15 protein-coding genes are annotated in these 16,912 nt (G+C 44.1%); 4 read left to right on the top strand and 11 right to left on the bottom strand.

Annotation, left to right across the window (positions count from 1 at the left end; genetic code table 11):
• Positions 1-220 precede the first annotated feature (220 nt).
• The 7 genes from E1163_RS12040 to sdaAB all read right to left on the bottom strand — a co-directional run bounded on the left by E1163_RS12040 (position 221) and on the right by sdaAB (position 7,609).
• Positions 221-1,195 (bottom strand): glycosyltransferase, encoded by a 975-nt coding sequence (locus E1163_RS12040; protein ID WP_155171998.1) that lies wholly within the window; start codon positions 1,193-1,195, stop codon positions 221-223.
• Positions 1,192-2,022 (bottom strand): glycosyltransferase family 2 protein, encoded by an 831-nt coding sequence (locus E1163_RS12045; RefSeq protein WP_155172000.1) that lies wholly within the window; start codon positions 2,020-2,022, stop codon positions 1,192-1,194. The genes E1163_RS12040 and E1163_RS12045 overlap by 4 nt, the downstream gene beginning before the upstream one ends.
• A complete protein-coding gene (locus E1163_RS12050; protein ID WP_155172002.1) occupies positions 2,019-2,786 on the bottom strand; it encodes a glycosyltransferase family 2 protein in 768 nt (255 codons plus the stop codon). The genes E1163_RS12045 and E1163_RS12050 overlap by 4 nt, the downstream gene beginning before the upstream one ends.
• Positions 2,787-2,973: 187 nt before the next feature.
• The gene (locus E1163_RS31550; RefSeq protein ID WP_155172003.1) at positions 2,974-3,651 is read right to left on the bottom strand and encodes an EF-Tu C-terminal domain-related protein; all 678 of its coding nucleotides are present in this window, start codon (positions 3,649-3,651) and stop codon (positions 2,974-2,976) included.
• A 409-nt stretch (positions 3,652-4,060) separates the two neighbouring features.
• A complete protein-coding gene (locus E1163_RS12060; protein WP_155172004.1) occupies positions 4,061-5,443 on the bottom strand; it encodes an efflux RND transporter periplasmic adaptor subunit in 1,383 nt (460 codons plus the stop codon).
• A gap of 4 nt (positions 5,444-5,447) precedes the next feature.
• Complete coding sequence (locus E1163_RS12065) at positions 5,448-6,929, bottom strand: TolC family protein (protein WP_155172005.1); 1,482 nt, start codon at positions 6,927-6,929, stop codon at positions 5,448-5,450.
• A 2-nt stretch (positions 6,930-6,931) separates the two neighbouring features.
• Positions 6,932-7,609: an L-serine ammonia-lyase, iron-sulfur-dependent subunit beta gene (gene sdaAB / locus E1163_RS12070; protein ID WP_155172006.1), complete on the bottom strand. Its 678-nt coding sequence runs from the start codon at positions 7,607-7,609 to the stop codon at positions 6,932-6,934.
• Positions 7,610-7,775: 166 nt separating this feature from the next.
• Here sdaAB and E1163_RS12075 point away from each other — a divergent pair, with 166 nt between their 5' ends.
• Positions 7,776-8,579 (top strand): aminotransferase class IV, encoded by an 804-nt coding sequence (locus E1163_RS12075; RefSeq protein ID WP_155172007.1) that lies wholly within the window; start codon positions 7,776-7,778, stop codon positions 8,577-8,579.
• Between the two features lie 141 nt (positions 8,580-8,720).
• On the top strand, positions 8,721-9,662 hold the full coding sequence (locus tag E1163_RS12080) for an SMP-30/gluconolactonase/LRE family protein (protein ID WP_155172008.1): 942 nt from the start codon (positions 8,721-8,723) through the stop codon (positions 9,660-9,662).
• A gap of 3 nt (positions 9,663-9,665) precedes the next feature.
• Here E1163_RS12080 and thyA read toward each other — a convergent pair whose 3' ends face one another.
• Positions 9,666-10,460, bottom strand: a complete 795-nt coding sequence (thyA, locus tag E1163_RS12085) for a thymidylate synthase (protein WP_155172009.1) — start codon at positions 10,458-10,460, stop codon at positions 9,666-9,668.
• Positions 10,461-10,805: 345 nt separating this feature from the next.
• Here thyA and E1163_RS12090 point away from each other — a divergent pair, with 345 nt between their 5' ends.
• On the top strand, positions 10,806-11,033 hold the full coding sequence (locus E1163_RS12090; RefSeq protein WP_155172010.1) for a hypothetical protein: 228 nt from the start codon (positions 10,806-10,808) through the stop codon (positions 11,031-11,033).
• Positions 11,034-11,078: 45 nt separating this feature from the next.
• Positions 11,079-13,334: an efflux RND transporter permease subunit gene (locus E1163_RS12095; protein ID WP_155172011.1), complete on the top strand. Its 2,256-nt coding sequence runs from the start codon at positions 11,079-11,081 to the stop codon at positions 13,332-13,334.
• A 215-nt stretch (positions 13,335-13,549) separates the two neighbouring features.
• Here the strand turns inward: E1163_RS12095 and E1163_RS12100 are convergent, their stop codons facing one another.
• The 3 genes from E1163_RS12100 to E1163_RS12110 form a co-directional block, all read right to left on the bottom strand.
• Positions 13,550-15,487 carry an extracellular catalytic domain type 1 short-chain-length polyhydroxyalkanoate depolymerase gene (locus tag E1163_RS12100; RefSeq protein WP_155172012.1) on the bottom strand — a complete coding sequence of 646 codons (1,938 nt, stop codon included), beginning with the start codon at positions 15,485-15,487 and terminating at the stop codon, positions 13,550-13,552.
• Positions 15,488-15,689: 202 nt separating this feature from the next.
• The gene (locus E1163_RS12105) at positions 15,690-16,523 is read right to left on the bottom strand and encodes a universal stress protein (protein WP_155172013.1); all 834 of its coding nucleotides are present in this window, start codon (positions 16,521-16,523) and stop codon (positions 15,690-15,692) included.
• 59 nt (positions 16,524-16,582) lie between these two features.
• Positions 16,583-16,912: Dps family protein (locus tag E1163_RS12110; RefSeq protein WP_185156064.1), on the bottom strand; the 330-nt coding region annotated here is incomplete at its 5' end.

Consider the following 16,912-nt stretch of genomic DNA (forward strand, 5'->3'; position numbering starts at 1 on the left):
GTTTCTCAACTAATTTTCAAGGAAGCCCTATTTAGGAAAGCACCCTTATCAGGGCTGGAAAACTTTGGTAAAGCTTGACTTTTCAGAAACACAGGCAGCAGATAATGGCTCAAACTGAAATTATCCTTGCCGAAAGGTGGTTGTCTGGGGACAGTCACCGGGGGAGATTTCAGTTGTTACTACCCTATGCACACATTGACTTGTATGCATAGAGCTGTTATCACTCAAAAGGCAGGAATTTCGGTTCGCTGTCCTTTTCAAAATAAGGTTTGGAAGCATTCAGAGTCTCTCCATTCATGATCTTCTCATACAACTTCAGGAAGGAATTTGCCATCGGTGTAATCGAAAAATACTCCATCACCCGCTCATGGATGCCCTGATAGTTGAAATCAGCAGGGTCTTTGAGGTAATTGATCAATTCTCGTTTGTCTGCCGTCAAAAACCCTGATTCTTTATCTACTATTTCAGGTATGGAGCCGTAGGGCGTGGCAAACACAGGGCAACCAAAATACATACTCTCGGTAATGGCAATACCAAAAGGCTCGTGCCATATCACGGGAAATAAGAGGCCTTTGGACTCCTGCATTACTTTGTTCTTTTTCTCACCGCCAATCATACCATGGAAGCGCATGTTAGGATCAATGGTAAACCTGAAACCCATGTGGAAGTTCACTCTTGAACCACCGATGACGTGGAGCTTGTTGCCGCTCTTTTGGGCTACTTCTATGGCTCCTTTAACGTTTTTCACTCTCCAGGCTGCTTTGCCCAGAAAATGGAGATAGTTTTTCTTTTTAAATGTCGGGCGGCCATAGTCTTCCGGGTCCAGGCCGTTATGGACATAGCAGGTAGCATGGTGCCTTTCTGCATGGTTTCTTGATACAAATACGGTATTGATATCGTACTCCGGCTTTTTAGTATTTGACTCCATGTGTACGAGGTATGGCTTGTTCAGCTCCTCCATTACAGGGATGTAGGAGTGCACCAGGTCTACCTCATCAGGCATCTGCTCGCTCAGGCGCTTCTCCGGATTGTATATTTTCACTTCTGCAAACGGACAGGTTGAGCCCTCTCCTACCAGAAAAATAACTTTATGCCCCTGCCTGACCAGCTCCTTGCCCAGCCACCATACGATGCGTTGGATGCCGCCATACTTGGCTACAGGTATAGGTTTATCAAAAACGATTAAAATCTTCATCCGTTAAGTTTTTCTATTCCGTAAGGGGTTTTGACCACGCCTGTTTTACGGGTATTTCTCCTGATCTCCAGGTTGCGCTCCAACGATTCTTTTGTTTTATAGCCACGGGCATGATCCAGATGTACGCATATGGCCCGGTGCCTGATCTGCTTTCCTTTAATGCCTTTGTTCTCCAGTCGCTCACCGATCTCTCTGTCAGGCCCGCCATATCGCATACGCTCATCATAGCCGTTTACCTCTATCAGGTCTTCGCGCCATGCGGAGGTATTGCAGTTATTAAATGAAGCATTGGCAGGGGTAACAAAATCGAGGAAATCTGCCCACTTACCCTGGGCACCCAGCTTTCTTAACTGAGATGAGCCGGTAAGGCCATTTTCCCTGAGCCATTTTACATCAAAGCAGCGCTGGGTAAGTATATCGTCTTTGCTGATCAGCTTGCTCAGCTCCATAGGCAGTTTGCAATAGCCTCCTGACAGGAACCGCCCTCTCTCTGCAAGATTGGCGTGTACTTCTACAAAGTCCTTTCTGGGTATACAATCACCGTCAGTGAACAGGATGTATTCATTTTTTGCTTCTGTAATGGCCCTGTTCAGGATGGTTTGCCTCCTGTAGCCTTCATCTTCATGCCAAAGGTGGTTGATCTTAATTATAGACCGTTCCTTAGCCGCATCAATGATCTTTTTGGTCTCTTCACCCGATCCGTCATCAGCAATGATCACGTCAAAATTTTTATAGGTCTGGTTTTCATAACCGATAATAACCTTCTCCAGCCACTCGGGCATGTTGTAGGTGGCCATGATTACCGTTATCTTCAAATCCTGATTCATTTTCTCTTTTGGTTACGGTTTAATTCCCAAAGCCTCAAATACTTCATAAAGTTCAGATATGCAGTCAATCCGCTAAAGATAAAGCCGTAATACCCGTCAAGGAAACCCAGCCTGAGCACGTACTTTCTGAAGAACTTATATAGCGGACTGAATATGACGTGAAAAATAAAATTAGCTTTCTTTCCCTGCCTGAACTTGGCATGTGCGGCTATAATAGCAAATTTCTTGATTTGCTCGTAGTGCTCCTCCAGATTTTCATAGGCGTAATGAAGGAGATCACCCTTTAGCTTTTCAACTTTCCCGGAGACGATTACTTTGTCATGCGGGTTAGTGCCTCCCCACTTCCCTTTTCGCCTGTCCCAAAGCCTGAGTTTTTTATCGGGATACCAGCAACGCCTGAGCCAGGCCCCACAGTAGTTGTTAAACCGGTTGAAAACATAGCCGTCTGCCTGCCAGTTATCCTTTACTGCCTGAACCGATGCTTTCATTTTTGGCGACACCCGTTCATCGGCATCCAGAGAGAGTATACGGTCGTAAGAGGCCTGCTCCATGGCATAGTTCTTCTGCTCAATATGTCCTTCAAAGGCATGCTGAACAAACTTAACCCCCAGCCTTTTACAGATTTCCTCTGTCTGGTCTTTGCTATACGAATCAACCACAACCACCTCATCCACGACATCGATCAGCGAGTTGATGCACGCCTCAATATTACGCTCTTCGTTATAGGTAATAATTACTCCGGAAATTTTAACAGGACCTGCCAAGAATGCGCCGATATAAAGTTTTTTACTGTTACTTATTTACTACCTCATTGAAACAGATAGCAACTGCGGTGCAAATTAAAGCTATTTTGAAAACAATAGTGGGAAGATAGTTAAACTTTCGTTTTTTGAGAGTGGTAATTATTGATGGTCACAAGCGGACGCTTGCGAAAGAATGAGCAATGATTTATTATACATCGTCATCTGGCTTTTCTAATTTTTCGTTCACGATATATTCGATTTTACCAGTCCCAATTACTATCCCTCCTTCTCTAAATTCAAACCCCATTCCTTTTGTCAAGGTATGTGCAAAAAAGTGTGGAGACAAAAATTTTATTTTCGCTCTAACACTCTCTCCTGGACTTACCAATTCTCTACCAATAAATGTTTGTTGTCCAGATGTCTGCATTTCGGCAAATTCAAATTTGACCTGAGGCCTATATCCTGATTGCGCAGGTGTTCTTCGTCCACCTTGTTCAGTTGTTAAATATTGAAGTTCGGCTATAAAGTCAACCGTGTTAAATTCTTTATTATAATGATTGAGAATGTTGTCCATGATTTTATCAAAGTCGGATACATTGTAAAACCTCTTTGAAATATTTATTAGCTCTGCAATTGAGCTTCCTGCTTCTAATTGCCAGGCGTTTTGCCCATTGAATTTATTAGCATTTAATTTCTCAATGGTCAATGGCGTTCCGAAGCAGACTTTAAGTTCCCTTATAAAATCAGAAATAAAATTTTGATTCGTAGTTGGCCAATCGTCCATTGCATTTAAAAATAGTTTTGCAATGTCTCTTACCTTGTGTTCTTCAGTGTCAAGGTCAACTAAATTCCGAAGAGTATCAGATGTTTCTATGTTGTAATCCACTGTTTTTTTAATAAGTCAAGCCCTCAAGTAAACACATATTCTCCAGACTACAAGAGATAACTTAAATAAGTATCTTTGAGGTGTATTCCTCCTATACTACCAGCTAAAGAAATCACTCCCGCCTCTGGTTCAAGTCTTTAGTGTAGCGGTGACTTGAACCTATTATGAGCACATCTCTGCACAGAGTTTCCTACTTCCCCTGGGGCATACTAAGCTTGCGAAGTATCTAACTCCGTTCCTTGCGCTGGCTGAGTGGCATGCTACAACCTGCTTAGGCAGCTCCTTCCTATCGTCAGGAGGACTGCATGGGTGGTGGGACGTGCTGAGGTGAACTCTGCGGGATTGAGAATAGACACAAAAAAAGCTGCACTTGCGTGCAGCTTTCCTTTTGATAAACTTATCGGTATTATTATTCTTCTGCCAGGTTTTTATCTTCGGCTTTTTTGTCATTGTTTTCTCCCTCGGCCTTCACTTTATCGCCGTCTTCAAGCCTTTTGGATACCGCAAGGAATGGCCCTGAGATCACTTTCTCTCCTGGCTTTACGCCTTCAAGTATCTCTATGTTTTCATAATCGCTGATACCGGTTTTAACTTCTCTCAATACCGCAGTGCCTCCTTCATTGACAAACACTACTTCTTTGATGGTTTCCTTGGCTCCGGGAGCCTTCTCCTCTGCTTTAGCTACTTCTGCCCCTTCCTCTTTTGCTCCGAATTTTTTCTTGTTCGGGTCGCGTGTGGTAACAGCAGAAAGAGGTACGGCCAATGCGTTGTCTTTCCTGTTAGTAATGATATCGACACTTGCTGTCATGCCAGGACGGAACGGGTAACGGCTGCCTCCTTCTATAAGGTCCTGGTATGATGAGTTCAATATTTTAATACGTACTTCAAACTCAGTAACTGCATCGGCTGAGGCTTTGTCGTTGGCTGTGTTGGCTATTGCGGTAACCACGCCTTTAAACTCCTTATCGAGGTGGCTGTATGCATCTACATCGATAACAGCGGTATCGCCGAGAGCAACTCTGATAATATCATTTTCATTCACATCTACGCGCACTTCCATGCTATTCAGGTCGGCAATACGCATGATTTCGGTACCTTGAAACTGCTGGGTTCCCAGTACGGTCTCTCCTTTTTCTACATTGAGTTTGGATACTATACCTGCCATCGGAGAAGTAACCGTAGTCCTGCGTAAATTCTCCTGTGCCTGGTCAAGCGACGCGCCGCTTGAGCGAACGATATACTTTGCTGCTTCTACCGATTTCTCAGCAGATTTCAGATCATTTTTAGCTACTGCAAAATTTTGCTGTGCCTGCTCCCACTCCGCACTGGAAATTACATTTTGATCAAATAATTTCTTTTGCCTTTCGTATTCCTGCTCGGCTCTGATAAAAGTAGCTTTTGCCCTCTCCAAAGATGCTTCTGAAGAAGCCAGGTTGGCCCGTTGCTGGTTAAGCGATGCTCTTGACTGCTCCACAGCAGCAACAAAATTATCTGGTCGTACCTTTGCCAGTACTTCATTGGCCTGAACGGAGTCACCTTCCTCAACATTCAGCTCAATCAGCTCTCCTGACACCTCCGGGCTGAGTTTTACCTCCACCACAGGCTGTACCATACCGGAAGCACTTACTTTTTCAGTGATTGAAACCTGTTTGGCTTCGGCTACTTCCACCTCAATTTCATTGGGCTTGCCTATCCAACCGGCGGATTTACCTACAATAAGTATCACCACCAGCAGGCCGAATGCACCGATCAACCAGTATAACCATTTATTGGATCTTCTTTTTTTTGCCATCAGTTTAAAAATCTAAAGGTTTTCCTTGATAAAAATCTAATACTTTTAGTTTGAATATGTAGTCGTATTTTGCTCTTAAGAGGTCTGACTTAGCCTGGAACAGGTCATTTTCAGCTATCTGATAATCTGTAAAATTGACCGCTCCGATGTCGTACCGCTGCTTCATTACCCTGAATGATTCTTCCCTGGCCTCTACCTGAGTTTTTGAGGCATTGTACGATTTGATAGCGGCTGTTACATCATTGTAAGACTGCTCTATAGTTCTCCAAAGCTGGTATTTTACATCCTTCTCGTTGATCTCCGCCTGCTGGTGTGTGATCTTCGCCCTCTGGATGCCTGCCCTGGCTGAAAAGCCATTGAAAATGGGTATAGAAACTCCAAGGCTCACATACTTGCTCAGGTTATCGTTGATCTGCGTATCAAAATCAATGGTTTCATACCCGGTTGGCGATGAAGCCGGTACATTGACAGTTTGCAAGTCAGTGCCATTTGAAAAAGTAACTGACTGGTATAACTGCACCTGGTTGCCGTTAGGGTTTGTAGGATTGTTGATGAACACTGGTTCTGTAGCTGTAGGTATCTGCGACGCATCAGAGTACCTGGTGGTAAAGCCACCTTGTAGTGATAATGTAGGATAAAGGTTTCCTCTGGCTACCTCAACACCTATATCAGAACTTTCAGTATTTAGCTCTGCACTCTTAACCTCAGGCATTGCGCTTAGTGCTATATTGTATATTTCTATAGCCGAAAGCTCCATTACCGGCTCCGACTCCACTTCCAATTCGGGGACTACAATATCAATCTCACTTTCAGGAGGAAGTTGAAGCACCTGTTTCAATTGAATTTTGGCCATCAGGTAGTCATTCTCCCTGTTTACCACATTAAGTTCGTTAGTAGCCTTTTGCGCCTGCAGATCCAACAGGTTGGACCTGGGCAACGCTCCTACATCTACCTGCTTTTGGGTCAGCTCTACCTGTTGCTCGGTGCTGCTCAATTGTGTGCGGGCATTTTCCAGCAATTCGCGGGCAAAAAGGACATTGGTGTAAAAAGTAATCACATTAAGTATCACACTGTTCTTAGAAGCGGCAAGGTCCATCTGGCTCGACTCATAAGATAATCTGTTTTGCTTTATGGAATTGTTAATCCTCATGCCGTTAAACAGAACGACACTACTGGTTAAGCTTCCGTTGGCCGAGGCTATTCGCTGGTTGTCAACGAACAAGTTGGTAGTAGGGTCAATAGATCTACCCCAGCTATAACTGTAGGAGCCATTGGCATTGGCATCAGGCAACCTCGACAGCCTCGCCTGACTGTAGTTAATATCCTGGCTTTCTACATTTAGCTCACTTCTTTTAACATCCAGATTATTCTCCAGCGCATAGTCTATGCATTCCTGTAGCGTCCATTCGCTCTTATCTTGAGCAAAAGCGCCAAACGAACACAATAAAGAGACAATTAATACTTTAACTGCTTTCCTTTTCATCATATTTATAAATCGATATCGGGGATATAAATTACTTCTTTGATCCAGCTCAGGCTTTTAATGTACTCCAGGGTTATGGGTTTCAAACCGCTGTCCATTTCTATTACCTGGCAGGCAATATCATGCTTTCCTTTACGAGACACTGACATGGTCGCAATGTTACAGTTGTCGTGGGATAAAATATTGGCGATGTATGCAATACTGCCTTTAACATCATCTGCCTTGAGGATCAGGGTATGTAAACTCGCTGAGAAATTAGCATTAAAGCCATCAATTTCTGCAATGTTGATCACGCCACCACCCTTGCTCTCTCCTATTACTTCTATTTTTCTACCGTCCTTTTCCAGGTTCAGCTTTATGGTATTGGGATGATAAACTGAGGCATTGCCAACCGACTTAAAGGTGTATTCCAATCCCGCCTTTTCTGCAAAGTCAAATGAATTCCTGATCCTTTCGTCGTCCGTTTTATAATCCAGCAGACCGGCGATGATTGCCCTGTCGCTGCCGTGACCTTCGTAAGTACGGGCAAAGGAATTATAAAATGTAATTACGGCCTTTTCAGGCTTGCCTCCCAGCACCCTGATGGCTGCACGGGCTATACGCACCACACCCGCAGTATGCGAGCTCGAAGGTCCTATCATAACAGGTCCTATCATATCAAATACACTACTTTTCTCCGCCATGGCACTAAATTGTTATAGTTTCAATATTAATGATAATTTTACTGTTGCATCACCTGAAAATTATGAATGGTTAATAACCCATTTGAAGCCCCAAATTGGGTGATAAAGTATTTACAGGAGGTGCTAAACGGTCAAAGATCACATCTATTTATCGTTTTTCAATTTTATGGCTGCAATATTTAATAATAACTATATCACAGAGGCATTTTCATGTGCGCTGAACGACCGTGCCCTGCAATTTGGCGACGGCCTGTTCGAAACCATCAGGATTATAAACGGCAAAGCACAACTTTTAAACTATCATTTAGACAGGCTGCACGAAGGTGCCAAAGCCTTGCGTTTCAACGTGCCCGGATATATTACCGAAGAATCATTACAGTCGCAAATTGCTGAATTGCTTTTTCATAACCAGTTGGGAACGCAGGCTACAGCCAAGTTTATCGTATGGCGCAAGAACAGCCTGCAAAAGGCCTATGCAAGCACAGACAAGGAGGCAAATACTTTGCTAATGCTAAGGCCAGCCTCGACTACTGCTGTTAAACAAAATGCAGGCTTCTCAAAAGATGTGGTCCTTCACTACTGGAAACTCTCCAGGTTTAAAACCATTAGTGCCCTGCCCTATGTTATGGCCTCCCAGGAAAAGAACCTGAGGGATCTTGACGAACTCATCCTCCTTAATGTAAACGGTCATGTAACGGAATGTACCTCCTCCAACATATTCTGGGTGAAGGGTAAGGTTTATTATACTCCGGCGCTTTCAACGGGATGTATAGAAGGGGTTCAGCGTCGCCATATTCTGGAAACCCTTAAAGCCAAAAAGATAGAATATCGTGAAGTTGAAGAACTCCCTGAAGCCCTTTTAGGAGCAGATGGAGTGTTTGCCTGCAACAGCAGCGGACTCAGCCCCATCGCAGCGATTGACAACATAACTTACTGTAAATCAGAAGAAATAACAAAAACTTTAACCTGAGTTAACTTTTTAATCTATACTTTTCATATCATCTGGTACGATTGTAATTCGAAATCATTGAATCTTTTATTCCGGATATTGAGTAAAAGCAATAATGGAATACCCCGATCTTTAGTCTGGCCTCTACTTAAAAACCATCATATGAAACATGCACTGATTTTAGTTTTCATGCTTTTCCCGGTTCTTTCAAAAGCTCAAAAATTCAACACCCTGGAAAAGGTAACAGAAATACCTGAGCAAGACCTCATACCCGAAGGGATTGCCTATGATGCTGAGGGTGATATGTTCTACATAGGTAGCCTATACAAAAATAAAATTGTGGCTCTAGATGCCCGGGGTAAGCTCTCTGACTTTATCAAGGCCAATGAAGATGGTGACTGGAGCTATCTGGGTATGAAGGTAAAGGATGGTAAGCTTTGGACCTGCAGAAGTCCACTGAGCGATAAGCACGATAGTACAGGCTTCTCCGGCTTGTTTGTATATGATCTCAAATCCGGAAAGCGGATCAAAAGATACCTTACGCCGGATCGTGGCCACCTCCTCAATGACCTGGTTTTTGCAGGGGACGATATTTATATTTCGGATTCACAAGGCGGAGCTGTTTATAAAATTTCTTCTTCCAACGATCAACTGGAAGTATTTATCCCTAAGGGCACCTTTGCTTACCCCAACGGGATTACACTTGCCCCTGACGGTGGCTACCTGATATTGGCAACTTCGGGAGGCCTGCAAAAAATCGACATTGCCAGCAAGCAGGTGACTCCACTCTCCCACCCTGATTATTATATTATAGCTATTGATGGCCTGTACACTTATGAGAATACGGTGATCGGCTTTCAAAGTGTAATGAAACCTGAGGCCATTAACCGGTTTTATTTTGACAAAGACTATACGGAGGTTACGGATATCAAAACGCTGACCTGCGGGCATCCTGCATTTTACCAACCTACTACCGGAGCCATCAAAAACGGGTGGCTGTATTTCATTACCAACAGTTATGTAACTACAATGAACAATGAGAAAACGATCACAAACCCGAAAATATTAAAGAACCCTCAGGTCTACCGGGTAAAACTGAATTGATGCTTAAACAGCAACCGGAGCCTTGATACCAGGATGAGGATCGTAGTTCAGTATCTCAAAATCCTCATACTTATAGTCAAATATTGAGGCTGGTTTTCTTTTGATATGCAACTGTGGCAGGCTTCGGGGCTCTCTGCTCAATTGGGTTTTAACCTGCTCCATGTGGTTGGAGTACAGGTGTACATCGCCACCGGTCCATACAAAGTCGCCGACTTCAAGGTCGCACTGCTGGGCAAACATATGTACCAGCAAGGCATAGGAGGCAATATTGAAGGGCACTCCCAAAAAGTAATCGGCACTTCGCTGGTAAAGCTGGCACGACAACCTGCCATCTGCCACATAAAACTGAAAAAGCGCGTGGCACGGTGGCAGGGCCATTTCATCCACTTCGGCAGGGTTCCATGCACTTACAATGTGCCTTCTTGAATTTGGGTTTTTCTTAATCGCTTCTATAACATTCGATATCTGGTCTACTGTGCCTCCTCCGGGAGTTGGCCAGCTTCTCCACTGGTGGCCATACACCGGCCCAAGGTCACCATTTTCATCGGCCCATTCATCCCAGATCGAAACCCCGTTGTCTTTCAGGTATTTGATATTGGTATCACCGCTAAGGAACCAGAGCAATTCGTGAATAATAGATCGGATGTGCAGTTTTTTTGTAGTCAGCAATGGAAACCCCTCAGAAAGGTCGAACCTAAGCTGACGGCCAAATACGCTTACAGTACCTGTACCTGTACGATCACCTTTTTCATTACCATTGTCAAGGATATCCTGCATTAAATCTAAGTACTGTTTCATAATCTATCGTTTTTTGTTGGACACATATAGCTGGTTCAGGAAACGACTCATCGTGATAAATTTGTATTTATCGAAAGCTACGTGCGGTATTAATAAATAAAAGCTAAAATTAAAGCGAAGATATTAAATTTTGATTTTATACCTTTATGTCGCGTTAATACTTTTTTGCAAAATTAAGTGTGGAGTGGCAGCTTAAACTATGAGTAAATACATTCACATAAAATATATCCCCATTATCATTTTTTGCTTGAATATTGATACCATAAATACCTGATTGTCTAGGCATTAATATTTTTTATATCAATACAGAATTAAGAAGGTGCGTTTTGTGCACTATAATAACATATGGGATTTTTTAGTCAATTTTTCAGCCCAAAGAGGCAGCGTATCATCGAATCGGTAAGGAACTACTACAACGGTAAAGGTGACAAGATCCCCTACTCCTCCAAAGAGATCAGGGAGGCGATTGAGTGGGTAAAAAAAACCGATATGGAGAACAAAGAAATGCTCATAGAAAAACTTAATATGGCAGAGCTGCTGGTACAGGCCAAAGAGACTTCCAAATCACGTTAATTTATCTATTTTTGCGGGGGTTGTTAATGATATAGCCCTAAACAGATGCTGAAAAAACTCTCCTTTCTTTCCATTGCTTTTGTTATAACCGCATCATTGATATTTGGGTACTTCATCCGCGAGCTTCGGTTCAACTATGTTTTTGAGAGTTTTTTCCCTACCGATGACCCTGACCTGGAATACTACCAGGAATTTGAAAAGCTATTTGAAAATGACAACAACTACCTGCTCATAGGGCTGGTCAATGAGCCGACTGTTTTTGACAGCACTTTTCTGAATAAGGTAAACCTGCTTACGCAAAGTATCGGAAGGACAGCGCATGTAAAAAGCGTGGCGTCTATCACCAGTATCGAAAAACCCATCATCAGCCCTGCAGGTTATTTTGAAATTCCCGTAATACATGCCGATGCACCTGACAGGTATGCTCAAGACAGCGTACGCATCTACAAAGACGAATGGCTGCTTGAATCGTTTATCTCACGCGATGCCAGGGCCACTGCTATTGTTTTAAAGCATGAACCACTCCCTGGCAAAGAGGCTGCTGATTCCCTGGTTAACAATATCAGAAAAGCTATTGATGACCTTAATTTTCAGGAAAGCCATTTGGCAGGTAAAGCCTATGCTCAGGGGGTATTCATTGAAAAGATGCAGTATGAGTTGGCCATTTTCCTGTCTGCCTCTGTCGTTCTGGTCATAGTATTCCTGCTGATAGCTTTCAGGTCCATTTCGGGTGTGTTTGTGCCACTCATCGTCGTACTGCTCTCTACGATATGGATACTGGGTTTTATGGCCATGACAGGCAAGACCCTGGATATCCTTATGGTACTACTGCCTACGATCATGTTTATCGTGGGCATGTCTGATGTGGTACACATCATGACCAAATATATTGAGCAACTGCGCGTTGGCGACAGCAAAAGTGAAGCACTGGTCACTACCATAAAGGAAGTCGGGCTGGCCACGCTCCTTACCTCACTCACTACGGCAGTCGGCTTTGCCACCCTGCTGACGGCGAGTATCAAACCGATCCGGGAGTTTGGTATATACACTGCTGTGGGGGTGTTTTTTGCTTTTATTGTTGCCTTTGCACTGCTTCCCGCATGTCTGTACATTCTTCCAAGGCCTAAGGTGTCTTATAAAATGGTACACAGGTCTTCATGGTTTCTGTTTTTGAGCCGCTCGTTTATCAAAGTAGCCAGAAACGGTAAAACCATTATTGGCATCAACCTCCTGCTCATCGTTATTTCATTGGCCGGCATTTCCCAGATCCGCATCAACACCTTCCTCATAGAAGACCTGCCGGCAGATGATCCGCTTAAGCAGGACTTCACCTTCTTTGATTCGCAGTTTGGAGGTTCACGACCTTTTGAAATTACGGCAACGGTAAAAAAGGAAGGACTCACCGTGTATGACCGTCAGGTTTTGGTTGAGACAGATTCTTTACAAAGCTATTTCACTTCACTATTCGGCCCGGGAGGAATTATATCTCCGGTGACTATAGTAAAAGGCCTTAACCAGGCCATCAACGGTGGCTCTCCTGATGCATACAGGTTGCCCTCTACAGAAAAGGAATGGAAGCGCCTGAACAAGTACCTGCCAAGGATACTAAAAAGGCATGAAAGCGCCGGAAATATTACGGCAAAGGAGAATACCATCGGCAGGATCAGCACGCGTGTCGGGGATATCGGCAGTGCTATCTCACTGGCCAAAACAAAGGAATTGCAGTCATACATCAGACAGCATACCGACACCTCCCTGGTAGCATACAAAGTAACGGGTACCTCTAACCTGATAGATAAAAACAACGAATACCTGGCCAAAAACATGTTTGAAGGCCTGGGTATAGCCTTTCTGGTCGTAGCCATTATTGCCGGCCTGCTTTTCAAGTCCATACGCATGGTCATCATCACACTGGTGCCCAATGTTATCCCGCTACTGGTTATCGCCGGGATCATGGGTATCTCCGGCATCACTTTGAAGCTGTCCACCTCTATCGTCTTTTCCATTGCTTTCGGCATAGCGGTTGATGATACCATTCACTTCATCAGTAAACTCAAAATAGAGCTCAACAAGGGCAAGCCTCTGCTCTATGCGCTGAAAAGGACTTACCTGTCGACCGGAAAGGCAATCATCGTGACGAGCATCATCCTTTCGGGAGGTTTTCTGATCTTGTTGCTGTCCTCCTTTGGCGGAACGTTCTACACAGGCCTTTTGGTGAGCCTGACACTTATCTTTGCCCTGATCATTGACCTTACCCTGCTACCAGTGATGATCATACTTTTCTTCAAAAGCAACAGATAGGCGGTCATGCGAAATTTCCAGAGACACTGACTTTTACCTCTCTGTTTGACAGACTGTTTGTTAATAGCAACAGGCAAAAGCAGTTGGCACATCAGGATATAATACCAATACCTCAGCTTATCTTGTTTCACTGGTAAGCTTTATGTTTAGCGTTCTTGTTTTCCGGTTCAACTCACTCCACAGTTTTACGCCCGCCCCGGAGAGGCCCGCTGGTTTTACCTTCTGATCATCACTTTGCTGTAATGTGGTTTACCATCCATGACTATTTGCAGCAAGTACAGGCCTTCCGGCAAATGACTTACATCAAGCATAAGCGCTCCGTCACGCTGGTTTGTCGTGAGTTCACTGGCCTTTCCTTCGGCAGAAACAACCTTTACAGCGTCAATCTCTGAATAGTTTCCTCTAAGATGGATTTCGGAAGCTGCGGGATTAGGGTAGACGTAAACCTGAGGCTGCAAGATATTCATATCGCCACTCTTTGCTGATAAACCTGCCTGTAATGCCCTGATGCCAACCTTAAAAGCAGCATCAAATACAGTATATGAAATACCGTTGTACCAGAAGTTGCCTCCGTTATACACATTGGCATAGCTGTACTTTATGGATGCCCCAGTGAGCTGAATCGTATACTGCTGCCCATTGACCAGTTGGGGACCGTTCTGCAGGGTTATGGTCTGCCAACCATTGCCTTTGTTTATTCCTGTCTGTTCAAATATGGGTGTCCCCGCTACGGTATTGCCCTGGTATACCCGGATGGCTGATGCCGAGATGGCATTGACCAGGTGAAAAGAAACAGTTTCAAGGTTTCCATTTACCGTAGCTGTAAAAGACTGGCCCATATGCTGTCCATTGTTATAACTTAATATCCCGCTGCCATTGGGCTGATCTATCACTACCAGCTCTCCCTGCCCTCCTTCTGCGGGGGTGATTGCAGAAACCGTTTGGCTTACCGCAGTTTCATTGCTGGCATTGACGGCTGTTACCCTGTAGTAGTACCGGGTTTCAGAAGCCAGGCCTGCATCATCATACAAAGTGGAGTTGGCACTTAAGTTCGCAACCTCAACAAATTGATTATCAGAACTTAACGATCTTTCAACAACATAAGAAGTTTCCGTGGTTGCATTATCATTCCAGGTAAGCCTGATCTCTGAAGATGAGCTCGCCACGGCCTGCACATTGTCCGGTGCCTCAAACACTTCTTCCACCTCCACGATTTCAAAAAACTGCGCAGCCACGTAACTGCTGAACAGGTTAACATCACTGGCGTAAGAGCCGGTTTGTCCTCCCTGATCTTCTCCATTACCCGGATCAACGGCAATGGCATGACCCATGCCATCAATGCTATATGTGATCACGACATCATTTCCTTGCTGGTCTTTATAAGCCTTCCGGGTTACCTGGGCATTATTGTCATAGGCGGCATCTTCCTGATCGGCCACCTGATCCGTTTCATGCACATTGGTCCATTGCTCCATCAGTTCCCTTTGGTTCATAAAATACACAGTGTAGTCTGAGGTGCCATGAATGGTCGCCAGACGCGGATAGTTACCAGAAAAAGAAGGATAGGCATTACGCACAAGATTTCCCAGTTGCTCAGGGCTTTTGTTGATGTTACCAAACATGGCCATAAAGGCTTCGTTACTTCCTGAGGCCACCTTGTAAGGCAACCCGCTCATGACCACTCCGGCCGAGAACACGTCGGGGTAGGCAGCCATCATAACACTGGTCATGGCACCACCGGCAGAGAAGCCGGTAACGTATACGCTGTTTCCGTCAATGGTGTAGTTGGCTTTTACATAATCAACCATTGATTTGAGTGAGGCTGCCTCACCCGCTCCACGGCTGACATCGCCATTTTCAAACCAGTTGAAGCACTGGGAAGAATTGTTGCTGCTCTTTTGCTCTGCATAAATTACATAGAAACCATACTTGTCGGCCAGTCCGCTCCAGCCGCTCTCATTGGCAAAACCACCTGCATTTTGAGTGCAACCGTGGAGTACCAGAACCAGGGCCGCATTGGAGGCCGGTATTGCCGGTTCATGAAGGTACATCCTGAGGTTACCGGGATTTGCCCCAAAGCTGGCAACGGGTGACTGAGAAAGTACTTTATAGGTAAAGCATAGAATAATGGGTAATATAAATAGCTTCTTCATAGGATTGAGGGTTAGGTGTGCGTATTAATATCTCAATCCTTTGGGAATGAATACCTCCCCATGGTTATTTTCAGCGAGGTGACTTAAAAGGCTGTTTTCATCGATCAGGGGCCTAACTATCAGATTATCAAGCAAGTAAGAGTCACTAAAAGCTGATCGACTTTAAGCAGCAATACCAGATATTGATCTGGAGGTTTAAATCTTAATAGACAAATACCGGGTTTTCTGTTTCTTCCACCACCTGTCCTGCATGGCATTCTTTATAGCTGGAAGACTTGCTAAAACGGTTAATAGCAATAAAATCAGCATCATGCTCATCTGCATAGGCTTTAATTGCCATTTCTTTATTCGGGCTGTTCAGAAGTGCAATGGCCTCTGCTTTCAGGCTGTGCATGGCCAGGTAATCTTCTATATCCCGGCGGGTGCATTGCTTTTTATCATCCGGGTGATTGACATGTATATAGTAAACCTTGGACGAAAGCTTTCTGGCCAGCAAGGCAATTTCTTCCACATTATGCTGCTCCAGAGAGTCGAAATCCAACGAAACTACAATTCTGTGATTGCCTTTAAAGGTGTGTTCCTGGTTGTGACAAACCATAATGGGGCAGTCAACTTTTATCAGATCGTGGGCCTGTCTTAAGTTACAAATGGAATCACCAATGGTATGAGCACTGGTGACTCCTATTACGATAAGGCCTATTTCTTTCTTTTTTAATTGTTTTCTGATGCCCGAAGCTACCTTGTCAATTTTAATCTCCGAATGTATCTCAACCCGGTTGTTGCTCACTTTCTTCACCAGCTCTGCGAGTTTTTCCTCATTCTCCTTCAACAGGTTCATAGAGGAAACAAGCTCATCACTGATATTCTCAATGGCATCCGTTGATGGCTGTACCTTACGCCTGACAGGAGGGATAAAATTAACGAGGTAAACGCTCGTTTTTAATTTCTCGCCCAACTCTATGGCATTTCTGGCCGCATTTGCCGATGCCTCTGTAAAGTCAACTGGCACAAGAATGGATTTGGTAAGCTTTCCCATAACATCAAATTTTGGTTAGGGCATTGAAGTGCGCGGTGCTTCGGAAATAGAAATAGTAATTATTGATCTAAAAAAGCCGTGAACATCCAATGACTCTTTTCTAGTTTATTGATAAACGAATTTATCATATCTTCGGTGCCTACATCACCAATATTTATAGCTGCGTTTGCTACGTCTGTCATGTAAGTTAACAATATTTCGTAATCCTTCAAGATTTCTGCCACCATTTCTGTGCCTGCAAGGTCTGACCCTGTTTCCTTGATCTCAGAATTGGCCAGATATTCTTTTAAAGTACTCATCGGGGTAAAACCAAAAACCCTGATCCTTTCGGCGATATCGTCAATGTTCAGTTTTGCCTCATTATACTGCTCTTCAAACTTCTCATGGAT

It is taken from the genome of Fulvivirga kasyanovii (genome assembly GCF_009711405.1).
Classification (GTDB): Bacteria; Bacteroidota; Bacteroidia; order Cytophagales; family Cyclobacteriaceae; genus Fulvivirga; species Fulvivirga kasyanovii.

Excerpts from the sequence above, each read along its gene's own strand:
- E1163_RS12040 (WP_155171998.1), bottom strand. The coding sequence starts at position 1,195 with ATGAAGATTTTAATCGTTTTTGATAAACCTATACCTGTAGCCAAGTAT.
- E1163_RS12100 (WP_155172012.1), bottom strand. The coding sequence starts at position 15,487 with ATGAAGAAGCTATTTATATTACCCATTATTCTATGCTTTACCTATAAA.
- E1163_RS12080 (WP_155172008.1), top strand. The coding sequence starts at position 8,721 with ATGAAACATGCACTGATTTTAGTTTTCATGCTTTTCCCGGTTCTTTCA.
- E1163_RS12060 (WP_155172004.1), bottom strand. The coding sequence starts at position 5,443 with ATGGCAAAAAAAAGAAGATCCAATAAATGGTTATACTGGTTGATCGGT.
- E1163_RS12075 (WP_155172007.1), top strand. The coding sequence starts at position 7,776 with ATGGCTGCAATATTTAATAATAACTATATCACAGAGGCATTTTCATGT.
- E1163_RS12090 (WP_155172010.1), top strand. The coding sequence starts at position 10,806 with ATGGGATTTTTTAGTCAATTTTTCAGCCCAAAGAGGCAGCGTATCATC.
- E1163_RS12045 (WP_155172000.1), bottom strand. The coding sequence starts at position 2,022 with ATGAATCAGGATTTGAAGATAACGGTAATCATGGCCACCTACAACATG.
- E1163_RS12065 (WP_155172005.1), bottom strand. The coding sequence starts at position 6,929 with ATGATGAAAAGGAAAGCAGTTAAAGTATTAATTGTCTCTTTATTGTGT.
- E1163_RS12095 (WP_155172011.1), top strand. The coding sequence starts at position 11,079 with ATGCTGAAAAAACTCTCCTTTCTTTCCATTGCTTTTGTTATAACCGCA.
- E1163_RS12105 (WP_155172013.1), bottom strand. The coding sequence starts at position 16,523 with ATGGGAAAGCTTACCAAATCCATTCTTGTGCCAGTTGACTTTACAGAG.
- sdaAB (WP_155172006.1), bottom strand. The coding sequence starts at position 7,609 with ATGGCGGAGAAAAGTAGTGTATTTGATATGATAGGACCTGTTATGATA.
- thyA (WP_155172009.1), bottom strand. The coding sequence starts at position 10,460 with ATGAAACAGTACTTAGATTTAATGCAGGATATCCTTGACAATGGTAAT.